The organism is Subtercola endophyticus, assembly GCF_021044565.1.
In the GTDB taxonomy this organism is placed as follows: Bacteria; Actinomycetota; Actinomycetes; order Actinomycetales; family Microbacteriaceae; genus Subtercola; species Subtercola endophyticus.
This window is the reverse complement of the sequence record NZ_CP087997.1, coordinates 3,115,713-3,137,199: the sequence shown is the minus strand read 5'-3', so window position 1 is coordinate 3,137,199 and position 21,487 is coordinate 3,115,713. Positions and strand designations below refer to the sequence as shown.

20 protein-coding genes are annotated in these 21,487 nt (G+C 65.8%); 7 read left to right on the top strand and 13 right to left on the bottom strand.

Features of this window, described 5'->3' with window-relative positions; genetic code table 11:
* Positions 1 to 28: 28 nt before the first annotated feature.
* The 3 genes from LQ955_RS14555 (at position 29) to LQ955_RS14545 (ending at position 3,001) form a co-directional block, all read left to right on the top strand.
* Positions 29 to 445 carry a heat shock protein transcriptional repressor HspR gene (locus tag LQ955_RS14555; RefSeq protein WP_231025222.1) on the top strand — a complete coding sequence of 139 codons (417 nt, stop codon included), beginning with the start codon at positions 29 to 31 and terminating at the stop codon, positions 443 to 445.
* Between the two features lie 58 nt (positions 446 to 503).
* Complete coding sequence (locus LQ955_RS14550) at positions 504 to 2,006, top strand: YncE family protein (protein WP_231025221.1); 1,503 nt, start codon at positions 504 to 506, stop codon at positions 2,004 to 2,006.
* 116 nt (positions 2,007 to 2,122) lie between these two features.
* Positions 2,123 to 3,001 (top strand): Cof-type HAD-IIB family hydrolase, encoded by an 879-nt coding sequence (locus LQ955_RS14545; protein ID WP_231025220.1) that lies wholly within the window; start codon positions 2,123 to 2,125, stop codon positions 2,999 to 3,001.
* Here LQ955_RS14545 and mptB read toward each other — a convergent pair.
* Positions 2,940 to 4,589, bottom strand: a complete 1,650-nt coding sequence (gene mptB, locus LQ955_RS14540) for a polyprenol phosphomannose-dependent alpha 1,6 mannosyltransferase MptB (RefSeq protein WP_231025219.1) — start codon at positions 4,587 to 4,589, stop codon at positions 2,940 to 2,942. The genes LQ955_RS14545 and mptB overlap by 62 nt on opposite strands.
* A 126-nt stretch (positions 4,590 to 4,715) precedes the next feature.
* Between mptB and LQ955_RS14535 the strand changes: the two genes are divergently transcribed.
* Positions 4,716 to 6,887 (top strand): ATP-dependent Clp protease ATP-binding subunit, encoded by a 2,172-nt coding sequence (locus LQ955_RS14535; RefSeq protein ID WP_231025218.1) that lies wholly within the window; start codon positions 4,716 to 4,718, stop codon positions 6,885 to 6,887.
* 11 nt (positions 6,888 to 6,898) lie between these two features.
* Here LQ955_RS14535 and LQ955_RS14530 read toward each other — a convergent pair whose 3' ends face one another.
* On the bottom strand, positions 6,899 to 8,077 hold the full coding sequence (locus LQ955_RS14530) for an aspartate/glutamate racemase family protein (RefSeq protein ID WP_231025217.1): 1,179 nt from the start codon (positions 8,075 to 8,077) through the stop codon (positions 6,899 to 6,901).
* A 124-nt stretch (positions 8,078 to 8,201) separates the two neighbouring features.
* Here LQ955_RS14530 and LQ955_RS14525 point away from each other — a divergent pair, with 124 nt between their 5' ends.
* Complete coding sequence (locus LQ955_RS14525) at positions 8,202 to 9,896, top strand: M28 family peptidase (RefSeq protein ID WP_231025216.1); 1,695 nt, start codon at positions 8,202 to 8,204, stop codon at positions 9,894 to 9,896.
* Positions 9,897 to 9,901: 5 nt separating this feature from the next.
* Here the strand turns inward: LQ955_RS14525 and LQ955_RS14520 are convergent, their stop codons facing one another.
* The 3 genes from LQ955_RS14520 to LQ955_RS14510 form a co-directional block, all read right to left on the bottom strand.
* Positions 9,902 to 10,918, bottom strand: coding sequence for a zinc-binding alcohol dehydrogenase family protein (locus tag LQ955_RS14520; protein ID WP_231025215.1), 1,017 nt, complete (start codon positions 10,916 to 10,918; stop codon positions 9,902 to 9,904).
* A gap of 63 nt (positions 10,919 to 10,981) precedes the next feature.
* Positions 10,982 to 11,614 carry a nitroreductase family protein gene (locus LQ955_RS14515; protein ID WP_231025214.1) on the bottom strand — a complete coding sequence of 211 codons (633 nt, stop codon included), beginning with the start codon at positions 11,612 to 11,614 and terminating at the stop codon, positions 10,982 to 10,984.
* 109 nt (positions 11,615 to 11,723) lie between these two features.
* Positions 11,724 to 12,827 (bottom strand): threonine aldolase family protein, encoded by a 1,104-nt coding sequence (locus LQ955_RS14510; protein WP_390623490.1) that lies wholly within the window; start codon positions 12,825 to 12,827, stop codon positions 11,724 to 11,726.
* A gap of 127 nt (positions 12,828 to 12,954) precedes the next feature.
* Between LQ955_RS14510 and LQ955_RS14505 the strand changes: the two genes are divergently transcribed.
* Complete coding sequence (locus tag LQ955_RS14505) at positions 12,955 to 13,125, top strand: hypothetical protein (RefSeq protein WP_231025212.1); 171 nt, start codon at positions 12,955 to 12,957, stop codon at positions 13,123 to 13,125.
* Positions 13,126 to 13,265: 140 nt separating this feature from the next.
* Complete coding sequence (locus LQ955_RS14500; protein ID WP_231025211.1) at positions 13,266 to 13,616, top strand: nuclear transport factor 2 family protein; 351 nt, start codon at positions 13,266 to 13,268, stop codon at positions 13,614 to 13,616.
* Between the two features lie 24 nt (positions 13,617 to 13,640).
* Here LQ955_RS14500 and LQ955_RS14495 read toward each other — a convergent pair whose 3' ends face one another.
* The 8 genes from LQ955_RS14495 to LQ955_RS14460 form a co-directional block, all read right to left on the bottom strand.
* Positions 13,641 to 15,104, bottom strand: a complete 1,464-nt coding sequence (locus LQ955_RS14495; RefSeq protein WP_231025210.1) for a DUF6421 family protein — start codon at positions 15,102 to 15,104, stop codon at positions 13,641 to 13,643.
* Between the two features lie 150 nt (positions 15,105 to 15,254).
* Entirely contained in the window at positions 15,255 to 15,671 is a 417-nt protein-coding gene (locus LQ955_RS14490; RefSeq protein ID WP_231025209.1) for a hypothetical protein, read from the bottom strand.
* 138 nt (positions 15,672 to 15,809) lie between these two features.
* Positions 15,810 to 16,829 (bottom strand): adenosine deaminase, encoded by a 1,020-nt coding sequence (add, locus tag LQ955_RS14485; protein ID WP_231025208.1) that lies wholly within the window; start codon positions 16,827 to 16,829, stop codon positions 15,810 to 15,812.
* On the bottom strand, positions 16,826 to 17,806 hold the full coding sequence (locus LQ955_RS14480; protein ID WP_231025207.1) for a nucleoside hydrolase: 981 nt from the start codon (positions 17,804 to 17,806) through the stop codon (positions 16,826 to 16,828). The genes add and LQ955_RS14480 overlap by 4 nt, the downstream gene beginning before the upstream one ends.
* 172 nt (positions 17,807 to 17,978) lie before the next feature.
* A complete protein-coding gene (locus LQ955_RS14475) occupies positions 17,979 to 18,749 on the bottom strand; it encodes a nucleoside phosphorylase (protein ID WP_231025206.1) in 771 nt (256 codons plus the stop codon).
* 99 nt (positions 18,750 to 18,848) lie between these two features.
* Complete coding sequence (locus LQ955_RS14470) at positions 18,849 to 19,742, bottom strand: ABC transporter permease (RefSeq protein ID WP_231025205.1); 894 nt, start codon at positions 19,740 to 19,742, stop codon at positions 18,849 to 18,851.
* Positions 19,742 to 20,629 (bottom strand): ABC transporter permease, encoded by an 888-nt coding sequence (locus tag LQ955_RS14465; RefSeq protein WP_231025204.1) that lies wholly within the window; start codon positions 20,627 to 20,629, stop codon positions 19,742 to 19,744. The genes LQ955_RS14470 and LQ955_RS14465 overlap by 1 nt, the downstream gene beginning before the upstream one ends.
* Positions 20,622 to 21,464, bottom strand: a complete 843-nt coding sequence (locus LQ955_RS14460) for an ABC transporter ATP-binding protein (protein WP_313788355.1) — start codon at positions 21,462 to 21,464, stop codon at positions 20,622 to 20,624. Before LQ955_RS14460 ends, LQ955_RS14465 begins: the two co-directional genes overlap by 8 nt.
* Positions 21,465 to 21,487: the final 23 nt, after the last annotated feature.

Here is a 21,487-nt window from a genome sequence, read left to right as displayed (position 1 = left end):
GCCGGCGAAGGGCGAACAGGAGGGCACCATGAGCATTCCCGTGAATGAAGAGGCCCCCCTGTTCGCCATTGCTGTCGCTGCCGAGCTGGCCGAGATGCACCCGCAGACGCTGCGGCAGTACGACCGTCTCGGGCTCGTGATTCCGAAGCGCACCGCAGGCAAGTCGCGAAGGTACTCGTTGCGCGACGTGATGCAGTTGCGTGAGATAGCGCGGCTGGGTGCCGAGGGCATCTCGCTGGAGGGCATCAGGCGCATTCTCGACCTCGAGAACCTCAACCAGCAGCTCGCCACCCGCGTGCGCGAGCTCGAGAGCGCCCTCGCCGACGAGCTTCTCACCCGCCCCGGTCGCCGGGTCTTCGCGGCCGGCACCGAGGGCGGCGCTGTCTCGCTGCGCAGCGGCTCCCGCACCCAGCGCCGCACTGAAGTCGTGGTCTGGCGCCCCTGAGAGATCCAGTGCGACTACTCAATTGGCGCGCGGAACAGATATCGAGTATTCTTCGACAATGAAGGTTTCTCAGAAGACTCGCGGTGCACAGATCGTGGCGGGCGTAAGCGTGATCGCACTCATAGCGTTCGGCGCGGTCAGTTCGGCTCAGGCTGCGTCGCGCACGGTCGTCGCGGGAGTCATTGCGCATGGTGCGACGAGCATCGGCAGCGGTTCGTCATTTATCGCTGTGGATTCGGCGCACGGCCGCGCGTACGTGACGAATTACCTCAGTAACACCGTTAGCGTGATCGACACCAGAGGGGCTGGCCGGGCTGTCGTCGCGGTCATTCCGTCTGGCGCGACAAGCATCGGTACCTCGCCTACCGGGGTCGCAATCGACAGTGTGCACAACCGGGCGTATGTATCGAATTACACCGACGGAACCGTCTCCGTGATCGACACAACAGGTAACGGAACGTCGGTGACCGCCGTCATCGCCCACGGGCCGACGAGTATCGGCGCGGGCGCAGACGCCATCGCTGTAGACGTGGCGCACAGTCGTGCCTATGTGACCAACAACGTCGACGGTACAGTCTCGGTCATCGACACGTCGGGTGCCGGCACCGCAGTCACTGCCGTCATTCCACACGCGGCTAACGGCATCGGGAGCTTCCCCGCCGGTGTCGCTATCGACTCCGTGCACAGTCGTGCGTACGTGACCAATAACCTCGACGGCACGGTATCGGTCATCGATACGTCTGGCGCGGGCGCGTCGGTCATCAACGTCATCCCGGCCGGCGCTCAGAGCATCGGGCGTGGACCGTGGGGTGTCGCCGTCGACGAGAGCCACAATCGAGCCTATGTGGCGAACAATGTCGACGGTACAGTCTCGGTCATCGACACGGCGAGTTCGGGAACCACGGTGCTGAAAGTCATTCCCAACGGCCCGGCAAGCATTGGCTACGACCCGACCGGCATTGCAGTCGATCCCGTTCTCAACCGAGCGTACGTGACGAACTTCGGTTTCGGCGTGTCTGGGGGCGCCAGTACCGTCTCAGTGATCGACACTTCTGGTGCTGGCACCTCGGTGACGTCAGTGATCCCTCATGTCTCGTCGGGAGACGGGGCCTGGGGCGTCGCTGCCGATCCGACGAACGGTCGCGCATACGTAGCCAATCACGAAGCTGGCACAGTGTCGGTGCTTCAGAACGAGACGAGCCCGACGATCACCACTCCTGCCGGCCCGCTTCCCTCCGGAAGTGTTGGTATCGCCTACGTCGGCGTGACGATCGCGGCGAGCGGTACGCCGACACCGTCTTTCAGCGCCCCAGCCACAGACCTTCCGCCCGGGCTCGTGCTCTCGTCGAGCGGGGTGTTGTCTGGAACGCCTCAGAAGGCGGGCCATTTCACGTTCACGGTGTCGGCCGATAACACCGTCGACCCGGCTGCGACATGCAGGTTCACGATCGATGTCGCCGAGGCTCCCACGCCCACGCCCACGCCATCTCCGCCCTCGCCGATTCCGACCGGAGGCCCGGCTGGCACTTCCGACGGCCATCTACCCCGCGTGGACGGCTAAGCGGCGTTGACGTTCGAGTCATGGTCGACGCAGTGAGCGCGGCAGTCTGATCGTTTGCGTGATGACGGGCCACGCGTCTGTCAGGACTGGCAGAACGCGCCTGCGAGAATGGGGGCATGACGATTGCGCCCCTCGGACTTCTTCTCGACATCGACGGTCCGATCGCCTCGCCGGTGACCCGATCGATCGTGCAGCCGAGCATTCCGGGCGACCTAGTGAAGCTGGTCGCCGCCGGCGTGCCGATCGCCTTCATCACCGGGCGCAGCGACACCTTCGTGCGCGAGCAGGTCGTGGTGCCCCTGATGGCCGCGGGCCTCGCCGATGCGCTCGCCGCGGGCGGGCGGATGTTCGTGGTCTGCGAAAAGGGCGCGGTCTGGTTCACCATGGGGCCGCAGGGTGCGGGGCCGGTCGAGGTCGACAACACCGTCGCCCTGCCGCAGTACTTCGCCGACGAGATTCGCCGGGTGGTCGACGAGCGATTCGCTGAGACGATGTTCTTCGACAACACCAAACGGGCGATGGTGTCGGTGGAGCAGCGGCACGAGGTCGACGCGGCGGTCTTTCAGCAGCAGCAACCGCTCTACAACGAGGCCGCCTTCGACGCCCTGGTCGAGCACGGACTCGGTGCGCGATACGGTGATCGCGAGGTACCGAATGCCGCGGGCGACGTGCCCTATCGCATCGACCCCACGATCATCTCGTCAGATGTCGAATCGGTGACTCTCGACAAAGACCGTGGCGCTGAACGCGCGCTCAGCTACTTCGTCGAACACGGCGAGGTTCCGCACGTCTGGCGTTCGGTCGGCGACTCACGCAGCGACTACAAGATGGCCGACTATCTGCACGCGGCCGGCTACGACGTAGCTCACGTGGATGTTCGGCCCGCCGACGGCCTGCTCGAACGCCCGTACCAGGTCATCGTCGAGGGCGACCTCATCCACGACGAGGCGGGCGCGGCGTTTCTGTCGTACTGGGTTCAGAAGCTGGGTCTCTGACCCCTCGAACTTCGGCGGTCTCTCGGCGGTCTGCGGAGCCGCGCGTGACGCCCGTGAATGCTGGAGCACTCTGAGCGCGAAGAGCCGCACGGGCATCCGCTCGCTGCTGCCAGAGGCCGCGCAGGCGGCGCAAGAATCGCGGCAACGACAGGTCTTCGTGGAGGCAGTACGCGAAGATCAGCGCCACGGCGCCGGCACTGATGATGGCATTGCGAATGATCTGCGAGACCACATCGCCCTGAACGGCGTCGGGAATGTCCATGGTCTCCGCGATGCTGAGCGACGCGAAGAAGATCGAGCCGGCGACGACGAGGTGCGTCTGAATGCCCTCTTTGAGACCCACCAGCGCGAACAGCACGATGACCCAGGCGGCGTACCAAGGATGGATGACCGTCGACGACAGCACTGCGGCGGCGAAGGCCAGGGCGAGGCGCATGAGCGGGTCGATCTTGCGCATGGTGAACATAATCCAGGCCACGAAGACGACCATGAGCCCGAGCGCCATGAGCTTGATGACCTCGACCGTCATGGTGCTGTCGAGTCCCAGCGCGTCGAGCGTGCCGCCGAAGGCGCCGGTGACGATGCTCACCGGCGCGTACCAGTGCTGCACGGAGCCGGGCGTGGCGAGCGTGAAGACCCAGCCGAATCCGACGTTCGTGATCCAGCCCAGCACGCCGAGAACAGCTGCCGAGAGCACGAAGGAGGCGAGCCAGTACTTGATCGTGCTGCGCAGGGTGCGGTTCTGGCCGGCCCAGATGATTCCCACGACCGGAAGCGCGAGCAGGGCGATCGGTTTCACGCCGATGGCGGCCGTGACCAGCAGCGTCGCGACGATCGGGTGCTTCTTCAGTGCGTAGTAAATGCCTGCTACCAAAAGTCCGAGCATGAGCGCGTCGTTGTGGCCACCGACCACGAAGTTGAACATGATGAGCGGGCTGGCCGCGACCAGCCAGAGCACCTTGGCCGGTTCGACGCCACGCAGGCGGGCGATGCGATACGCGAAGAACGCGGTCGCGACGACGCTGGCGACGGCGATCAACCGGAACAGGGCGATTGCGGTGATGGGAGACGTGTTGACCGCGCCCATGATCATCTGTTCGATCCAGAGAAAGAGCGGCCCGTACGGGGTCTTGGCGTTCGCCCACATCGGATCGACCCCGATGTTGAACCAGCCGGGAAGCGCAGAGACGGCGTCGTTGTACGGGTTGAACCCGGCGAGCATCAACCGGCCCTGCGCCACGTACGCGAACATGTCACGGGTGTAGAGCGGAACGGAACACGCCAGCGGCACGGCCCAGGCGACCGAGGCCGTGATGACCCGGCGCAGCCCCTCCGCAGGCTCGTTGCGCAACTGAACGCCGAGCTTCAGCCAGGCGATGATGAGCAGGATGCTCGCGGCGATGACCACGATCGACAGGATGTAGCCCGCCACGTCGCTCGAGCGCAACGTGCTGATCACGGGCCAGCTGAGCACGTTGGATCCGGGACCGATCCAGCCGACCCCCAGCGAACCGAGCGCGATGAAGAGCGAAGCCACCAGCCCCAGAATGAGCGGTGAGCCCAATTCTCGCCTCAAAATACTCTTCACTGTAAATACTCTATGAGGTACCACCTGTTAAGGGCATGACCGTGCGGTAAATAGTGGCGGAGGGCCAGCGTTTTCGCTAAACTTGAGTTAGGTCGACTCAAGTTTTTCACGAAAGGTGCAACCCAGATGCAGCCGCAAAGCGGTCAGCAGAATGAAGAGCAGCAGAGCGCTCTTGAGAAGTACGGCGTCAATCTCACCGAGATCGCCGCCAGCGGCAAGCTCGACCCCGTCATCGGTCGAGACGCCGAGATCCGCCGCGTCAGTCAGGTGCTGACCCGGCGCACCAAGAACAACCCCGTGCTCATCGGCGAGCCCGGCGTCGGCAAGACGGCCGTGGTCGAGGGGCTCGCTCAGCGCATCGTCGCGGGCGACGTCGCCGATTCGCTGAAGGGCAAGCAGCTCGTCTCGCTCGACCTCGCCGCCCTGGTCGCCGGTGCGAAGTACCGCGGCGAGTTCGAAGAGCGGCTGAAGGCCGTGCTCAAAGAGATCAACGATGCCGACGGCCAGATCATCACTTTCGTCGACGAGTTGCACACGCTGATGGGTGCGGGCGGCGGCGAAGGGTCTGTCGCGGCCTCCAACATGCTCAAGCCCATGTTGGCCCGCGGCGAACTGCGTCTCATCGGCGCGACCACGCTCGACGAGTACCGCGAGTTCATCGAGAAAGACGCCGCGCTCGAGCGCCGTTTTCAGCAGGTATTCGTGGGCGAGCCGTCTGTCGAAGACACCATCGCCATTCTGCGCGGGCTGAAAGAGCGTTATGAGGCGCACCACAAGGTGTCGATCGCCGACGCCGCGCTGGTCGCCGCCGCCTCGCTGTCGAACCGCTACATCACGGGCCGTCAGCTGCCCGACAAAGCCATCGACCTCATCGACGAAGCGGCTTCGCGCCTGCGCATGGAGATCGACTCGGCCCCCGTCGAGATCGACGAGCTGCGCCGCAGTGTCGACCGGCTGAAGCTCGAAGAGCTCGCCCTGAAAAAAGAGAAAGACGACGCGAGCAAGCTGCGGCTCGAGAAGCTGCGATCCGATCTGGCCGCGCGCCAGGCGGAGCTCGGCATTCTGCAAGAGCGCTGGGATCGCGAACGCGCGGTGCTCAACCGCGTCGGTGAACTCAAGACAAGGCTCGACGCCGCACGCATGGCAGCCGAGAAGGCGCAGCGTGAGGGTAACCTCGAGCGGGCATCCAAGTTGTTGTACGGCGAGATTCCCGTGATCGAGCGTGAGTTGCGCGAGGCCGAAAGCGCGGAACAGAACCCTGACGTCGAGCGGATGGTGAGCGACCAGGTCACGGATTCGGAGATCGCCGCCGTGATCGCGGCCTGGACGGGTATTCCGGTCGACCGCCTCACCCAGGGAGAGACCGAGAAACTGCTGAACCTCGAGAACGAGCTGGGCAAGCGGCTGATCGGCCAGAAGGCCGCGGTTCGCGCCGTTGCCGACGCGGTTCGTCGCACCCGTGCCGGAATCTCAGACCCGAACAGGCCCACAGGCTCGTTCATGTTCTTGGGCCCGACCGGTGTCGGCAAGACCGAGCTGGCCAAGGCGCTCGCCGAGTTCTTGTTCGACGACGAGCGGGCGATGATCCGCATCGACATGAGCGAGTACGGCGAGAAGCACTCGGTGGCTCGGCTGCTCGGCGCTCCTCCCGGCTACATCGGGTACGAGCAGGGTGGTCAGCTGACCGAGGCGGTGCGCCGCCGCCCCTACTCGGTGGTGCTGATGGACGAGATCGAGAAGGCCCACCCCGAGGTGTTCGACGTGCTGTTGCAGGTGCTCGACGACGGGCGGCTGACCGATGGGCAGGGTCGTACGGTCGACTTCAGAAACACCATTCTGATTCTGACCTCGAACCTCGGCTCGCAGTACCTGGTCGACCAATCGCTCTCCGACGCCTCGAAAGAAGAGCTCGTCATGCAGATCGTGCGCCAGTCGTTCAAACCTGAGTTCATCAACCGGCTCGACGACATCGTGGTGTTCTCGGCACTCTCTCACGACGATCTCTCGCAGATCGTGTCGCTCTATGTCGACCGTCTCGCGCGCCGAGTCTCCGAGCGCGGGCTGTCGCTGGCAGTGACTCCGGATGCCCGGGCCTGGCTTGCAGACCGCGGGTACGATCCCGTGTACGGAGCCCGGCCCCTGCGCCGACTCATGCAGCACGAGATCGACGACCGCCTCTCGATGGCGCTGCTCAGCGGCACCATTCGCGACGGCCAGACGGTCTACGTGGGTCTCGCCGCCGACGGCTCGGGCCTCACGGTCGCTCCGGCCGCCGCCGACCTCGTGCTCGACGACTGACGCCGAACCTCTTACCCGTCGTCGGTGAGGCGGTTGAGGGTGAGAATGCTCTCGGCCAGTGCGATGCCGGCGGCCACGCCATCGATGACGGTGACCCCCAGGCTGTTGCGTAGTGGTTGCACCAACGGATAGAGCCCGGGGCTCGCAAGAACGACGGCGTCGAAGCTGCCGTCGGCAAGCGCTTCGTGACACAGCTGCTCCAGGCGCTCGGCAATCGAGGCCGGCTCGAGCATGCACGATGAAAGTCGCGATCCGAGCGAGAGCACTCGATGCTCGGTATTCGGCCGAATCGTCGCCAGCAGAGCTCGCGTCGCGCCCGCTTCGCCATCGGAGGCGGTGAGAAACGCCGCACTCCGACCGAGCAGTTCGACCGTCGTAGCAGCTCCCTCGGCGATCGTCACGACAGGATGCGGTGGGTGACTTCGCGGCCGGAGTGAGTTCGACCGCACTTCGGAGGGACGCGTTGCTACTCCGAGCACATACGCGCTGTGCCGCGCTGCCCGCTGCTCGAGCCGTTCGATGGTCTCTGCCAGCAGGCTCGCCGAGCGGTGAGGGTGACGGCTCCACGCATCGACGCTGCCCGACCCCGTCATCGCGCAGAAGATCGCCGTGTCGGGGTATCCGCGCGAGGAATGCGACGCCAGTGCGGAGTCGCCGAGCCGAACGTCGCTTCCAGGGAGCACGATCGTTACCTCGAGTTGATCGATCTCGGTATATGGCAATTCGCCGAAAGGGGTCGTGCCGACGATGAATGTTCCCGAGCCGATAACCGAGACCGGCCGTACGGTCGCCCCAAAACCTTGGGCGAGTAGCATCTCGGCGGCCACCACCGCCGAGACGTCGAATTGAGTCGAATCGAGCGGCCTGTTCAGGAGTCGCTCGAATAATCGACCACAGGCGGGAATGTCGATGATCGGTGTGGAGTGTCTGTTGTACTCGACCGCCCGGCCCGTTCTTGCACCGCCTTCGGCGAGCAAAACAGTCTGCGTGCGAAAGAGCATTTCGCCGTCGGCGCGATGCAGGGTCGACGCAGGCGCGGCGCCCACGATGGTCGACGGATGTGCGGTCTGCCAACTCGCTGCCATCAGCCGCTCAGTATCGAAGGGCTCGTCGTTCGGCGCGATGAAGACGACATTGCGCGCGTCGGCATCGAGAAAGTGCCCGCCGATCGTCGACGGCTCACCAGTCATAAGTCGATTATAGCTCAGGAATGCTCGATTGAGCGGTCTGCTCGTTCTGCCCGCTGGGTGGGGGCGTTGGAGCGGTCCGTGCGCTAACGTCATCGACATCAGGAGTTCACAGGGGGAGTGTCGGATGGCAAGACGGCGCCGCGCGATCGTCGCATCGGGTACCGGCATCGTCGTGCTGTGCCTGGGAGTGGCGGCTGGCCCGCTGTCGGCCGGCGCGACAGCGACATCGGGCATCGACGTGGCGGCGCTGCGAAGCAGCGTGACCGTCGGCGGCATCATGGGCCGCCTCGATGCGCTGCAGACGATCGCCGATGCGAACGGCGGCAACCGCGCCATCGGAACCTCGGGTTACACCGCCAGCGGGGACTACATCGAGGGCGTCTTGACGGCGGCCGGGTACACGCCGAGACGCCAGCCGTTCCAGTTCACCGAGAGCGTCGACACCTATGCGTTGACGCTCACCGATTCGGGCGGGCATCCGCTCGCCGTGGTCGGCGCACCGTTGAAGCTCAGCCCGAGCACTCCTGATGCGGGGATTGTCGGCGTGCAGGCCGTCGAGCCAGCGACGGCCACCGGATGCTCGGCCGACGACTGGGCGGGCGTGAATGTCTCGGGTCGAGTCGCCGTCGTCAGCCGCGGAGGATGCACCTACGCGGCCAAGAACCTCGCCGCGGCCGGTGCGGGCGCCGCGGCCGTCATCGTGTACAACAACACCCGTGGCACCATCGGCGGCAGTCTCGCTCAGGGTGGATCGGGATACGTTCCGATGGTCGGCGTCAGCCAGCAGGAGGGCGCGGCCATCACGTCGGCACTGGGCGACGGGCCGGTCACGGTGTCGCTGCGCGTGGGCGAGAAGGTCACGGTGATCGACTCGTTCAACATCATCGCCGACACACCGACCGGAAATCCAGACAACACGGTGATGGTCGGCGCGCACCTCGACTCGGTGTCAGAAGGCCCGGGCATCAACGACAACGGCAGCGGATCCGCGGCCATTCTCGAGACGGCCGTGCAGCTTGCGGCGGCCGGACCACTGACCAACCGGGTGCGCTTCGCGTGGTGGGGCGGCGAAGAGGCGGGGCTGGTGGGCTCGACGCACTATGTCGATGACCTGAAGAAGAACGATCCGGCCGAGATCGGCCACATCGCGACCTACCTGAACTTCGACATGGTGGCCTCGCCGAACTACATCATCAGCGTGTACGACGCCGATGAGTCGACGTACAAGGCGCCCGACGGCGTTCCGATTCCGCCGGGATCGATCGCCACCGAGAAAGCGTTCACCGACTACTTCGACCAGGCCGGACAGCCCTGGATCGACACCGCCTTCGACGGGCGAAGCGACTACGAGGGCTTCATCACGGCCGGAATCCCCGCCTCGGGCCTGTTCACCGGGGCCGACGAGGTCAAGACCGCGAAAGAGGCAGTGCTGTTCGGCGGAACCGCGGGCATGCCGCATGACCCGAACTATCACACGCCGAACGACACCGTCTCGAAGGTGAACAAGCAGGCTCTGGGCATTATGAGCGGCGCCATCGCGACCGTTGTCGGTGAGCTGGCGAACGATACGTCGGCGATCAACGGCGCGCAGCCGACCCCGGCCCCGACCGCAACGCCGATGCCGACGACGACGCCGACCGCCGCTGCACGTGCGGATTCCGCGCCCGTCGACTCCGCCCAGGCGAAGACTCACCTTGCCGCCACAGGTTCGGGTGAGCTGATGCGCACGGGGGCGCCGTTCGGCGCGCTTCTGGTGGCAGCGGGGCTTCTGCTGGCGCTTCTGCCTGTTCGAATGAAAAAGAAAACCGGTACGTCGTAGCGGGGTCAGTCGTGCAGAGCGACGACGACCTTGCCGCGAGTGCCTGCGCCTTCGACGAGGGCGTGAGCTCGACGCAGAGTCGCGGCGTCGAGCGGCGCCAGGCGGTCTGACGCCGTGGAGAGCATCCGCCCGGAGTCGACGAGGTCGGCCACCGCGTTGAGCGCCTCGTGCTGAGTGATCAAGTCGGGAGCCTGCTGCGTGGGCTTGGCGAACATGAACTCCCAGTGCCAGGCGATGCTCTTCGACTTGAGCGCGTACAGGTCTTGGTGTTCGTCGTCGATGGCGACGATGTGGCCGCCGGTTGCGACGACAGCCGCGTACAGGTCGATCTGCCCCTTCGACTTCGACGTGAAGAGGTACTCGACGCCGTCGGGAGCGAGCGCCCGCAGCTGCGGTTCGAGGTCGGCGTGATGGTCGACGGTGGCCTCGGCTCCCAGTTCGGTGACGTGCTGTACGGCATCCTCTCCGTGCGCCGTTGCAATGACCCGGATGCCCGGCAGCAGTGCCTCGGCCAGTTGCAGCATCACGAGCCCGACCCCGCCGGTCGCGCCGACCACGAAGAGGGTGCCCGTGCTCTCTGACGTCAACCCGAACCGTTCGAAGAGCGTCTCCCACGCGGTGAGAGAGGTGAGCGGCAGCGCGGCCGCGTCGATGAACGGGATCGACGCGGGTTTGCGGCCCACGATGCGCTCATCGACGGCCTGAAACTGCGCGTTCGAGCCGGCCCGGTCGTTCGAGCCGGCGTAGAAGACGTGGTCGCCGGGCGCGAACAGCGTGACGGCCGAGCCGATCTTGCTCACGATACCGGCAGCGTCATAGCCCAGAACGGTAGGTTCGTCGCTCGGCTCGAGCGCAGCGCGCGACTTCACGTCGACCGGATTCACCGAGACAGCGAGAACCTCGACCAGAAGGTCATGTTCGCGCAGCTCGGGAACGGGCATCCGGAGGTCTTGGAGGCTCGCGGGGTCGTCAATCGGCAGTCCGCGGTAGGCGCCGATGGCCCACATGGTGTCGTCAGTCATGACTCCAGCATGGCGGGTCGAGCGGGCCGAAACCATCGCTTGACGGCGGCCTCCGGTGACGGATCAGTCGTTGACGGCGATGATCTCGTCGAGCGACTTGCGCGAGCGGGGAGCGAGCTCGCGTTCGCGCGACTTCTCGTCGGGCAGGGCGTCGGCGGGGGCGACAACGCCGAGCGCGGTGACGGTCATCGGCTCCCAGCGCTCGCCGAGTCCGAACGTCTCGCGCAGGGCCTCGACCTCGATGCCGCCCATCTGGTGCACGTGCAATCCATCGGCGTGAGCCTGCACCGAGAGGTGCGCCACGGCCTGGCCGAGGTCGTACTGAGCCCAGCGGCGGGGCTTTCCGTCTTCGTCGATGACCTCGGCGATGGCGACGATCAGTACGCTGGCGTTCGGGGTCCAGGCCTGGTTGAAGCCCATTAGGTTCGCATTGATCAGGTCGAAGGTGGCGGTGCCGCGACGGGCGACGATGAACTTCCACGGCTGGGTATTTGCCGCAGAAGGCGACCAGCGCGCGGCCTCGAGGGCTGCGGTGAGGGTCGATTCAGCGATGTCGCTGGTGACGTCGAACGAGCGCGGGCTCCAGCGCTCGGTGAGCACGTCGAGAATCGGCACGCTCGTTTCGGCGATCCGGCCGGTGGTCGACGGGCTCGACGAGGCCGTCGGGCTCGGGGTGGTGGCGTTGGTGAGCGTCATGGGTGGCTCCTTCTCGGTGGTGTTCGATCAGGCGCCATTGCCTCTTGTTTGCTTAAACCAAACTACTCGCTCGTTATTCCATGCACCCGCATGAACCCTGTCAGTACCGTCAGCGCGGCAAGAGTGCTTCGAGGGCCGCCGCGAAGGCGTCGACGTCGGACTCCGTGGTGTCGAACGCGCACATCCAGCGCACCTCACCGGTGGCCGGGTTCCAGTCATAGAAGCGAAAAGTCTCGCGCAGCGCGTCGGCCACCCCGGGCGGCACGATGGCGAACACCGCGTTCGACTGGGTGTCACGGGTGATGGTGACCCCGGGCATCCGTTCGACCGCGGCGCGCAGACGCTGCGCCATGGCGTTCGAGTGGGTGGCCGATTCGAGCCAGAGATCGGTGCCGAGCAGCGCGATGAGCTGGGCCGAGACGAATCGCATCTTCGACGAGAGCTGCATGTCGAGCTTGCGCAGGTAGGTGAGGCCAACGGATGCCCGTTCATTCAGTACCACGACCGCCTCGCCGTAGAGCAGGCCGTTCTTCGTGCCGCCGTACGAGAGCACGTCGACGCCCGCATCTGACGTGAAAGCCGCCAGCGGAACGCCGAGGTAGGCGGCCGCGTTCGAGATGCGCGCGCCGTCCATGTGCAGCGTCATGCCGTGCGCGTGCGCGTGTTCGGCGATCGCCCTCACCTCGTCGGGCGTGTAGCAGGTGCCGAGTTCGGTGGTCTGCGTGATCGACACCGCCAGCGGCTGGGCGCGGTGCTCGTCTCCCCAGCCCCAGGCCTCGCGGTCGACGAGCTCGGGGGTGAGCTTGCCGTCGGGCGTCTCGACCGTGAGCAGCTTGAGCCCGCCCACCCGCTCGGGCGCGGCGTTCTCGTCGGTATGGATGTGCGCGGTCGCCGTGCAGACGACCGCTCCCCAGCGCGGAAGCATCGACTGCAGGCCGACCACGTTCGCGCCCGTGCCGTTAAAGACCGGGAACGCCTCTGCCGCGTCGCCGAAGTGACCTTTCACGACCTCCTGCAGCTTGGCCGTGTAGGCGTCTTCGCCGTACGCGATCTGGTGGCCTTCGTTCGCGGCGGCGATAGCCGAGATGACCTGCGGATGCACGCCGGCATAGTTGTCCGACGCGAATCCGCGCCACGCGGGGTCGTGCAGGCGCGTCGCGGGGTCGAAGGCGAGGGGGGAGGTGGTGGTTTCGGCGTCGGTCACGGCATCCAGTCTCTCGCAGGCGGGGCGCACGCGTCTTGCGTTCGGCGCAACCGGTTTGCGAACGCGCGGGCGTTCGGCGGCGGCGACTGTACTTCTGCCGGGCAACCGTGCAGAGTGGAGACCGGGAGGCCGCCGCATGCGCTGGGTCAGGAACGTGATCTTCATCGTTGTGACGCTGGCGATTCTCGCGGTCATCTTGGTGCCGCTGACGCTCGCGGTCTCGCACGTGGTGCCCGGCGCACCCGCCGTCGTCACCGGGCCTGCTCCCGACATCCCCGGCCAGCCGGCGTCGACGTTCGCGCCGTGAAGACGCCTGCGCCGCCGCCTCTGCGGCGCGCGCCTGGTGGGCCGCCCGGTATTTAGGCCGATGAGAAGTTCGCACAGCGTTCATCTGGCCGACTTGTGTCAACCGCTTGATCGTGCCAACCACATCAGTAGATTCGACGCATGCCTGAAACCACAGACACGCTGCAGGGCCTCGACCCGGCCATCCGCGCGTTCTTCGACGCAACCAACAGCGAAGACACCGTGGCCTTTCTTGCGGCTTTCGCTCCGGCGGCGGTGCTGAACGACTGGGGGCGGGTGTTTCGCGGGCTCGACAAGATCGCCGAGTGGAACGTGGCCGAGAACATCGGGGTGCACAGCCGCATCGCCGTGCTCGGCACCTGCCCGGCCACGGATGGCCGTGGTGGCCTCGAGGTGAAGATCAAGGTCAGCGGCGAAGGCTACAACGGCGGCGGCAGCTTCGTGTTCACAACGGCCGAAGGCCGCATCACGAGCGTGCTCATCCAGGGCTGACGCCGCAGCGCACCCGCGCTGCGGCTAGCGCGCGACGCCAGCCGCAGTGATGCCCGAGGTACCCTCCACGACGTCGCCCATCTTCTTGGCGAGCGCCTCGTAGAACATCGACAGCGGAAACTCGTCGGGCAAGACCGCGTCGGTCAGGCCCTTCGGCGGCCCGTCGAGGGGCAGGGCATCCGGGCCCTTCGCCCACACCGAGGCCGGATTCGGCGTTACAACCGACGACACCAGGTCGTACGCTGCGAGCCAGTGGGCCGTCTTCGGCCGGTCGATCGAGCGCCAGTACAGGTCGTCGATGGCGGCACCGAGAGCGATGACCTGGTCTGCGATCTCGGGCCAGTCGATGGTGAGACGGGTGTCGGTCCAGTGCAGAACGTGACGCTGGTGCAGCCAGGCGAACAGCAACTGGCCGCCGAGCCCGTCGTAGTTGCGCACGCGAGTGCCCGAAAGGGCGAACCGGAAGATGCGGTCGAACAGAATCGCGTACTGTACTCGCTTGGCCGTCTCGACGGCCTTCGCCGAGTACTCACCCTCGCTAGACCGCTCGATGCGCACCGATTCGCGAAACGCCGTGAGGTCGCAGCGCAGTTCTTCGAGCGTGTACAAGAAGTACGGCATGCGCTGCTTGATCATGAACGGATCGAACGGCAGATCGCCGCGCATGTGCGTGCGGTCGTGAATGAGATCCCACATCACGAAAGTCTCTTCGGCCAGCGCCTGGTCGTCGAGCAGCTGCTGCGCGCCCACCGGAAGCTCGAGCCGGGTGACCGCTGCGGCTTCGCGCACCACGACGCGAAAACGCGCAGCCTCGCGGTCGGCGAAGATGGCGCCCCAGGTGAACGCCGGAACGGCGCGCATCGACACGGTCTCCGGAAAGAGCACGGCCGAATTGGTGTCGTACCCGTCGGTGAAATCGAGAAACCGGATCGGCACGAACAGCTTGTTCGAGTAGTCGCCGGCCTCGAGTTCGGCGACGAACGACGGCCAGATGACCTCCATGGCCACGGCCTCGAACAGCTTGTCGGAGCTGCCGTTCTGCGTATACATGGGAAAGACGACGACGTGCCGCCGACCATCCACTCGCCCGGCCTCGGGGTGAAAGGCCACCAGCGAATCGTAGAAGTCGGGAACACCGAAGCCGTCGTTCACCCAGCGCTCGAAGTCGCGTACCGCTGCGGCGAGGTAGTCGGCGTCGTGGGCGAAGTCGGCGGTGAGTGCGCGCAGGCTGTCGACGATGGTGTCGACCAGTTCGTGCACCTCGCGGCTGCGCGCCGACACGAGCGGGTCGACGGAGCCGTCGGGGCGCTGATAACCGCGCAGCGTCGTGACGGCCTGCTTGAGGGTGGCCCACGCGGGCGAGACGGATGCCCGGCTCACGCCGCCCGCGTCGCGGTCGTCGCGCTCGTCTTCGACGACCTCGGGTTCGCCGGTGATGGCGTCTTTCGTGAATTGGGGCTTCGGGTGCTGAGACGTGGACTGGTGCATGTGAACCTCCGATCGTGCGCGAGAGTGTTGGTGGGTGTGTATCGACCCTAAGCAAAATACGGCTGTGTTTTCGTGTCGTTCTGGCCGCTTTGTTGCACCACGCCGCTTTCGGGCGCCCAATGTCTGCGTACGAGGAGCTTTCGACGCCGATCAGCGCGTTTGGCCGATGAGCAGGTTCACGCGCAGGCCGTGACGCGTCGACACGATGGCGGTGGGCACGCGAGGTGAGCGTCCCGGCTCTTCGAGGCGCCTCAGGGTGTCGATGACGGGCGCCTCGAGCCCTCGCGGAATCCAGCCCACGACGTCGGTCATGCGCGACTGGATGAACAGCCGCACCGGCATCGGAGCATCCGTGCGTTCTTCTTCGACAGTGCGCGGGGCGATGAACGCTTCGATGGTCGAGGCGCCTCGGCTCTTCGCCTCGCGAATGACCTCGGCATGCGGATCGCTCCCGGCCAACTGAATGGTCACCCGTGCGTTCTTCGGCAGCAGGCTGCCCTGGTAGTCGCGCAGCTTTCCGCTGCCCCGGTCGTTCTTTCCGAAGGGTGCAGGCTCGGTATTCGTCACCCGCCGATTTTACGTGCCCCGCCTACGCGAAAGCACCTTCACCCCCGCCGCCCGAGCCGCCCGAGCGGAATCCACTTTGCGAAAAGGCCCCCAAGATCGGATTCTTGGGGCCCCTTTCGCAAAGTCGATCTCGAGAGCTCAGCTCGCGAGCCAGGCGTCGATGCCGAGCTTGGCCTGCGCCTTGAGCTCGGGCGAGGCGCCGCCGCACTCGATGGAGCTCCAGGCGCAAGCGGCGAGCTGGGCATCCGTCAGCCCGAGCACGCTGCGGCACAGCTCGTACTCCGAGAGGATGTTCGGCCCGAACAGCACCGGGTCGTCGGCGTTGATCGAGCAGCGCACGCCCGCCTCGAGCAGAACGCGCAGCGGGTGGGCATCGATCTCGGGCACAACGGAGAGCAGCAGATTCGACGTGGGGCACACGTCGAGGCAGATTCCGTCGGCGGCCAACCGCGCCATCAGCGCCGGGTCTTGCGCACTCGTCACGCCGTGCAGAATGCGGTCGGCGTGCAGCGCTTCGACGGCCTCCCATACCTGCTCGGGCCCGGCGAGCTCGCCCGCGTGCGGCGTCGAGAGCAGGCCGGCCGCCTTGCCGATGGCGAAGGCCTCTGCGAAGTCTTTTGCTGGATGCCCGCGCTCGTCGTTCGCGAGCCCCAACGACACCACGCCCCGACCCGCGAACGAGGCGGCGATCTCGGCGTAGGCGTTCGCGATCTCGACGCTGTTGGTGCGGTCGATGGTGATCATCAGGCCGATCTCGACGCCGTGCTTCTCGCCCGCTGCGGCGCACGTGTCGATGATGATCTGCAGGGCATCCTCCGTCGAGCCGAAGGTCTCGGCGTAGAAGTGCGGGCTGGCACCGAACTCGACGTACACGACACCTTCACGCGCGGCGTCTTCGACCGCCTCGTCGATGAGCCGAAAGAGGTTCGCCGGCGTTGTGAGCACGGCGAGCATGCTGCGGTAGATGTTGCTGAACGCGGTGAAGTCGCTGTAGGTCTGCGTCAGATCGGGCATCTCGATGTAGATGTCTGCCTCCTCGCCCATATCTTGGAGGCTTTCGGCGCGAATGGCCGCCTCCATGTGCAGGTGCAGATGGCCCTTGGGCAAGAGCGCCAGGTCGCGGGTAGAGGTCTCGGTTTCGGTCACGATATCGGTCATCGGGGTGCGGTTCCTATCAGTGCGTGAATGAATGCGGAGTGAAAAGCGGGGTCGATGGATGTCACGGCGATCGTGTCGGGCACCGCATCGATGGGCCACGGCACCGTGCGTCCCTCGGCCGTCTGCATGATGCGGGCACGGGTGGTGAACCCGTCGTCGGTGATGTTCGCGGGGCCGGTGACGCTCGAGGCGATCCATTCGGGGTGCAGCATCAGCCCGGCGGCGAGCCCATCGTGCACCGGACTCACCCGGCGCCCCCAGGCGAGCCGGTAGAAGTCGAGGTACGACTCGAGAATGTCGGCCGAGAACACTCCGGTCGCCGTTCCCGAGCGGTGCAGCGCCACCATGTCTTGCTCGTCGGTCACGACCTGGGCGGTGGCGTTCACGCCCACCATCACTCGGCGGGTCGCCGGGGCCGAGAACACCAGCCGCGCTGCATCCGCGTCGTTCTGGATGTTCGCGTCGAACATGTCGCTCTGCCCGAGTTCGGGGAAGGGCCCGCTGCCGCCCATGATGGTGATCGACCGGAACAGCGTCAGCAGCTGAGGCTCGACCCGCAGGGCCAGCGCGATGTTCGTGAGCGGCCCGAGAGTCAATAGCTCGAACTCGCCGGGATGCGCCCGCGCCTGCTCGACCAGAAACTCGGCGGCGCTCTGCGAAACGAGCGTCGAGGGCAGCGGCCGCGCCTCGGCGGCGAGCACGTCGCCGAGCCCGTCGTAGCCGTGCACGTAGTGAGCGATGTGCGGCTCGGCGTTCAGCGGTGCTGCGGCCCCGCGCGCCACGGGAATGCCCGTGCGCCCCGCCAGCCCCAGCACGTAGGCGATGTTGCGCAGCGAGTCTTCGGTGATGCAGTTGCCGTAGACGGCCGTCACGCCCACGAACTCCACCTCGGGCTGCGCCGCCAGGTACAGCAGCGCCAAGGCGTCGTCGATGCCCGTATCGGTGTCGACGATGATGCGCCTGGTCGTTTCGCTCATGCGATCACCGTACCCGCCCCGCCCGACACCCTGGGCTTCGGATGCCCGGCGCCGCCCGCTTTGCGCAGAAGCACCCAAGGCGCCCGTCTTAGGTGCATCTGCGCAAAATCGGCGACCGTGAGGTGGCCGCGAGCAACGGAGGCCGCGCGGCCAACAGACGTGGGTTCGCCGCTCACAGGTCGAGCGCCACGGCCGCGTCGAGCGCCGCGACGATGCTGTTCTGCCAGCCGCGCTTGAGCGCCCCGGCGTCGTGGTCGTACAGGCTCGTGCCGTCGACGAGGTTCGACGAGCATGCGCAGATCATGCCGGCCCGCAGCCCGCGCAGCCTCGACACGACGTAGAGCGCCGACGACTCCATCTCGACGTTCAGGATGCCCAGCGAGTTCAGTTCGGCGATCCACGCAGGCGTCTCGGCGTAGAACGCATCATCCGAAGCGTTGATGCCACTGAGCACCTCGTAGTCGGTTCCGGCGCCGGGCAGAGCCAGTGCCGCAGAACGCAGCGCCAGCGTGAGCTCGAGGTCGGGCACTGCCGGAAAACCGGGGTGGGCGTAGGCGGCGGTGGTGCCGTCGTTACGCAGAGTCCCTTCGCTCACCAGCAGGTCGCCCGGGTTCACGCCGGGCTGCAGCCCCGCAGACGAACCCACACGGATGAACGAGGTCACCCCGACCCGGGCAAGCTCTTCGACCGCAATCGCCGTCGACGGGCATCCCATCCCCGTCGAGGTCGCGGTGATGAGCTTGCCCTTGTAGAACCCCGTCATGGTGCGGTGCTCGCGGTTGTGTGCGACCTCCGTGACGTCGGTCAGAAACTCGGCGATCAGCGGAACTCGGAACGGGTCGCCCGGCAGCAGCGCCACCGTGCCGACCTCGCCCGGCGCGATGCCGATGTGGTACTGCCGCGCATTCTGCCCGGCCTGTGCTTTATCGATGATCTGTGCCATCACGGTTCTTTCTGGTCGTGCGTGTGGAGGCTGCGCCGTGATGTGGCGACGGATGCCCGGCGGCGCCGGCGAGCTCGAGAGGTATCAGCGCCCGAGGTATCAGCGCCCGGTCGACTTGCCGGCGTTCGGACCCCACTTGGCGAGCACCGCCGTCTCGATGAAGGTCGCGATCGTGTAGAGCAGAATCGACGTCACCGTGATCACCACCACGATGGCCCAGATCTCGTTGTAGAGCGACTGTGACTTGGCCGTCGTGATCGCGGCGCCCAGGCCCTCGTAGGTGAACAGCCACTCGTAGAGCATCGCGCCGGTGATAGCACCCGGAACGGCGATGCGCATCGAGGCGAAGAAGTACGGCAGGGCCGTCGGAATGGCGACCTTGCGCATGATGGTCCAGCGGCTTCCGCCGTAGACCCGCACCAGGTCGACCGACTGGGCGCTCACCGAGCGGAACCCGAGTGTGAGGTTCACCAGTAGCGGGAAGAACACCACGATGCCGCCGATGAACGCTGCTGTGACGAGCCCGTTACCGAAGATCAAGAAGATCACCGGAGCCATCGCCAGCAACGGAACCACACGCAGCAGCATCGCGATGGGCATGAACATGAACTCGATCGGCCGAATCAGCGTGAACGCGACAGAGATGACGATCGACGAACCGACACCGAAAATGAAGCCGATCAGCGCGTGAAAGAGCGTGACCCAGAGCAAGCCCGAGATGAGTTCGCGATTCTCGGCCGCCGTGGTCTTGCTCTTGGGGGCGTCGACGAAGAGGTAGTTGAACACGTCGACCGGAGTCTTCGCGATGAACGGGTTGGCGTGCAGAACCTGAATCGCCAGGCTCCACAGAATCACCAGAATGGCGCTCGAGATGGCAATGGTCAAAACGGTGGTGCCGATGCGCCGAAAGACGTACCTGATCGTGCCTGCGGTCTGTTCGCTGACCATCGCGCGTGACACCATAGGTGCCTGAACGGGAGCTGCGGTTGCCATCAGAAGCCCTCTCCGGCGCGCGAGTCGCCCTGCGACCACGGCGTGATGAGGTGACCGATGCGGCCGATCACGAAGTAAGCCAGGCCCGCGATGCCGCCACAGATCAGCGCCAGCGCCCAGAGTTTGACCGAGGCTGCTGTCGCCTGAGCGGCCAGCAGCTGGATGCCGATACCCGAGTCGACCCCGAGCAAGAAGTATTCACCCAGAACCGCGCCGAGAAACGCCGCCGGTGCGGCGAGCTTCAGGGCGGCCAGGATGCTCGGCACAGCGGCGATCAGACGCACCTTGCGCAGCTGGGTGAACCTCGACCCGCCGTACGCCTTGACGACGTCGAGTTGTGTCTCGCTCGCCGCCCGCAACCCGAGCAGCGTGCCGATGACGGTCGTGAAGATCACGCTGAGCGCCGCCAAGAAGATCGACGTGGTGCGGCTGCCGGCCGGTGAGAGCAGGGTCACGATCGGCGCGATGGCGGTCAACGGGATGCACGAGCACACCACAGCGAGCTGAGTAGACAGCCCTTCGAACCACGGAATCAGCAGCACGATGAACGCCAAGAAGAAGGCGATCAAGTTGCCCCAGATGAAGCCCCAGAGCGCCGACATGCTGGTCACCGCGATGGCGTTCCAGTAGATGCTGTCGGTGAGGTCGTGCACGAGCTGGGCGAACACCTCGAGGGGTGGTGGCACCGATCCGGTGACCGAGAACGCGGTCACGGCTACGATCTGCCAGACGATCAGAATGACGACGATGCCGATGACTGCGCCGATCCAGGGCGGCATCTTGTTGAACGAGCCTAAGAACGAGCGGCGGTTCGCGCCGGTCGCCTCTTCGGCGCCGAGTGCGAGGCTCTCGGCGTATTCGGTTTCTTGCTCACGCAGATCAGTCATCTTCGACCGTTCCGTGCGCACCGAAGAGAATCTCGGAGATCTGGTCGACGTAGGCGTGGAATTCGGGGCTGCGCGTGAGTTCGGGAAGCCTCGGCCTCGGCAGGTTGATCTCCACCACCTCAGCGATGCGTCCGGGCCGCGCACTCATCACCGCGACGACGTCGGAGAGAAAGACGGCTTCACTGATTCCGTGCGTGACCATCAAGGTGGTTGCGGGCTTCTCGCCCCAGATGCGCAACAGTTCCACGTTCATCCGCTGCCGGGTCATGTCGTCGAGAGCGCCGAACGGCTCGTCGAGCAGCATGATGGTCGGTTCGACGGCGAGGCAGCGGGCGATCGACACGCGCTGGCGCATACCGCCCGAGAGCTGGGCGGGCTTGGCGTTCTCGAAGCCCTTCAGGCCGACGAGATCGATGAGGCCGTCGACAAGACCGGGTTTGGGGGTGATTCCGGCCACTTCGAGGGGCAGTCGGATGTTCTTGGTGACCGTTCGCCAGGGCAGAAGTGCCGAATCCTGAAACGCGATGCCGGTCTCATGGCCGCGCTGAATCTCGCTGGCGTTCTTGCCGTTCACGATCACGGTGCCGGCACTGGGCTTCTCAAGCCCGGCGATGACGCGCAGGATGGTCGACTTACCGCAGCCAGACGGGCCGAGCAGGGAGAGGAACGAGTCTTTCTTCGTACCCAAGTTGATAGAAGACAGGGCCTGCACAGACTTGCGGCCCATCGAGAAGGTCTTGGTCAACCCTTGAATGTTGATGCCGGTGGCGAGTTCCGGTGTTTCCGCGGGGGTGCTTGTAGCAAACACCGCGGCGCTGACAGACGAAGTGACCATGGTTCCTGACTTTTGTGTTTTTC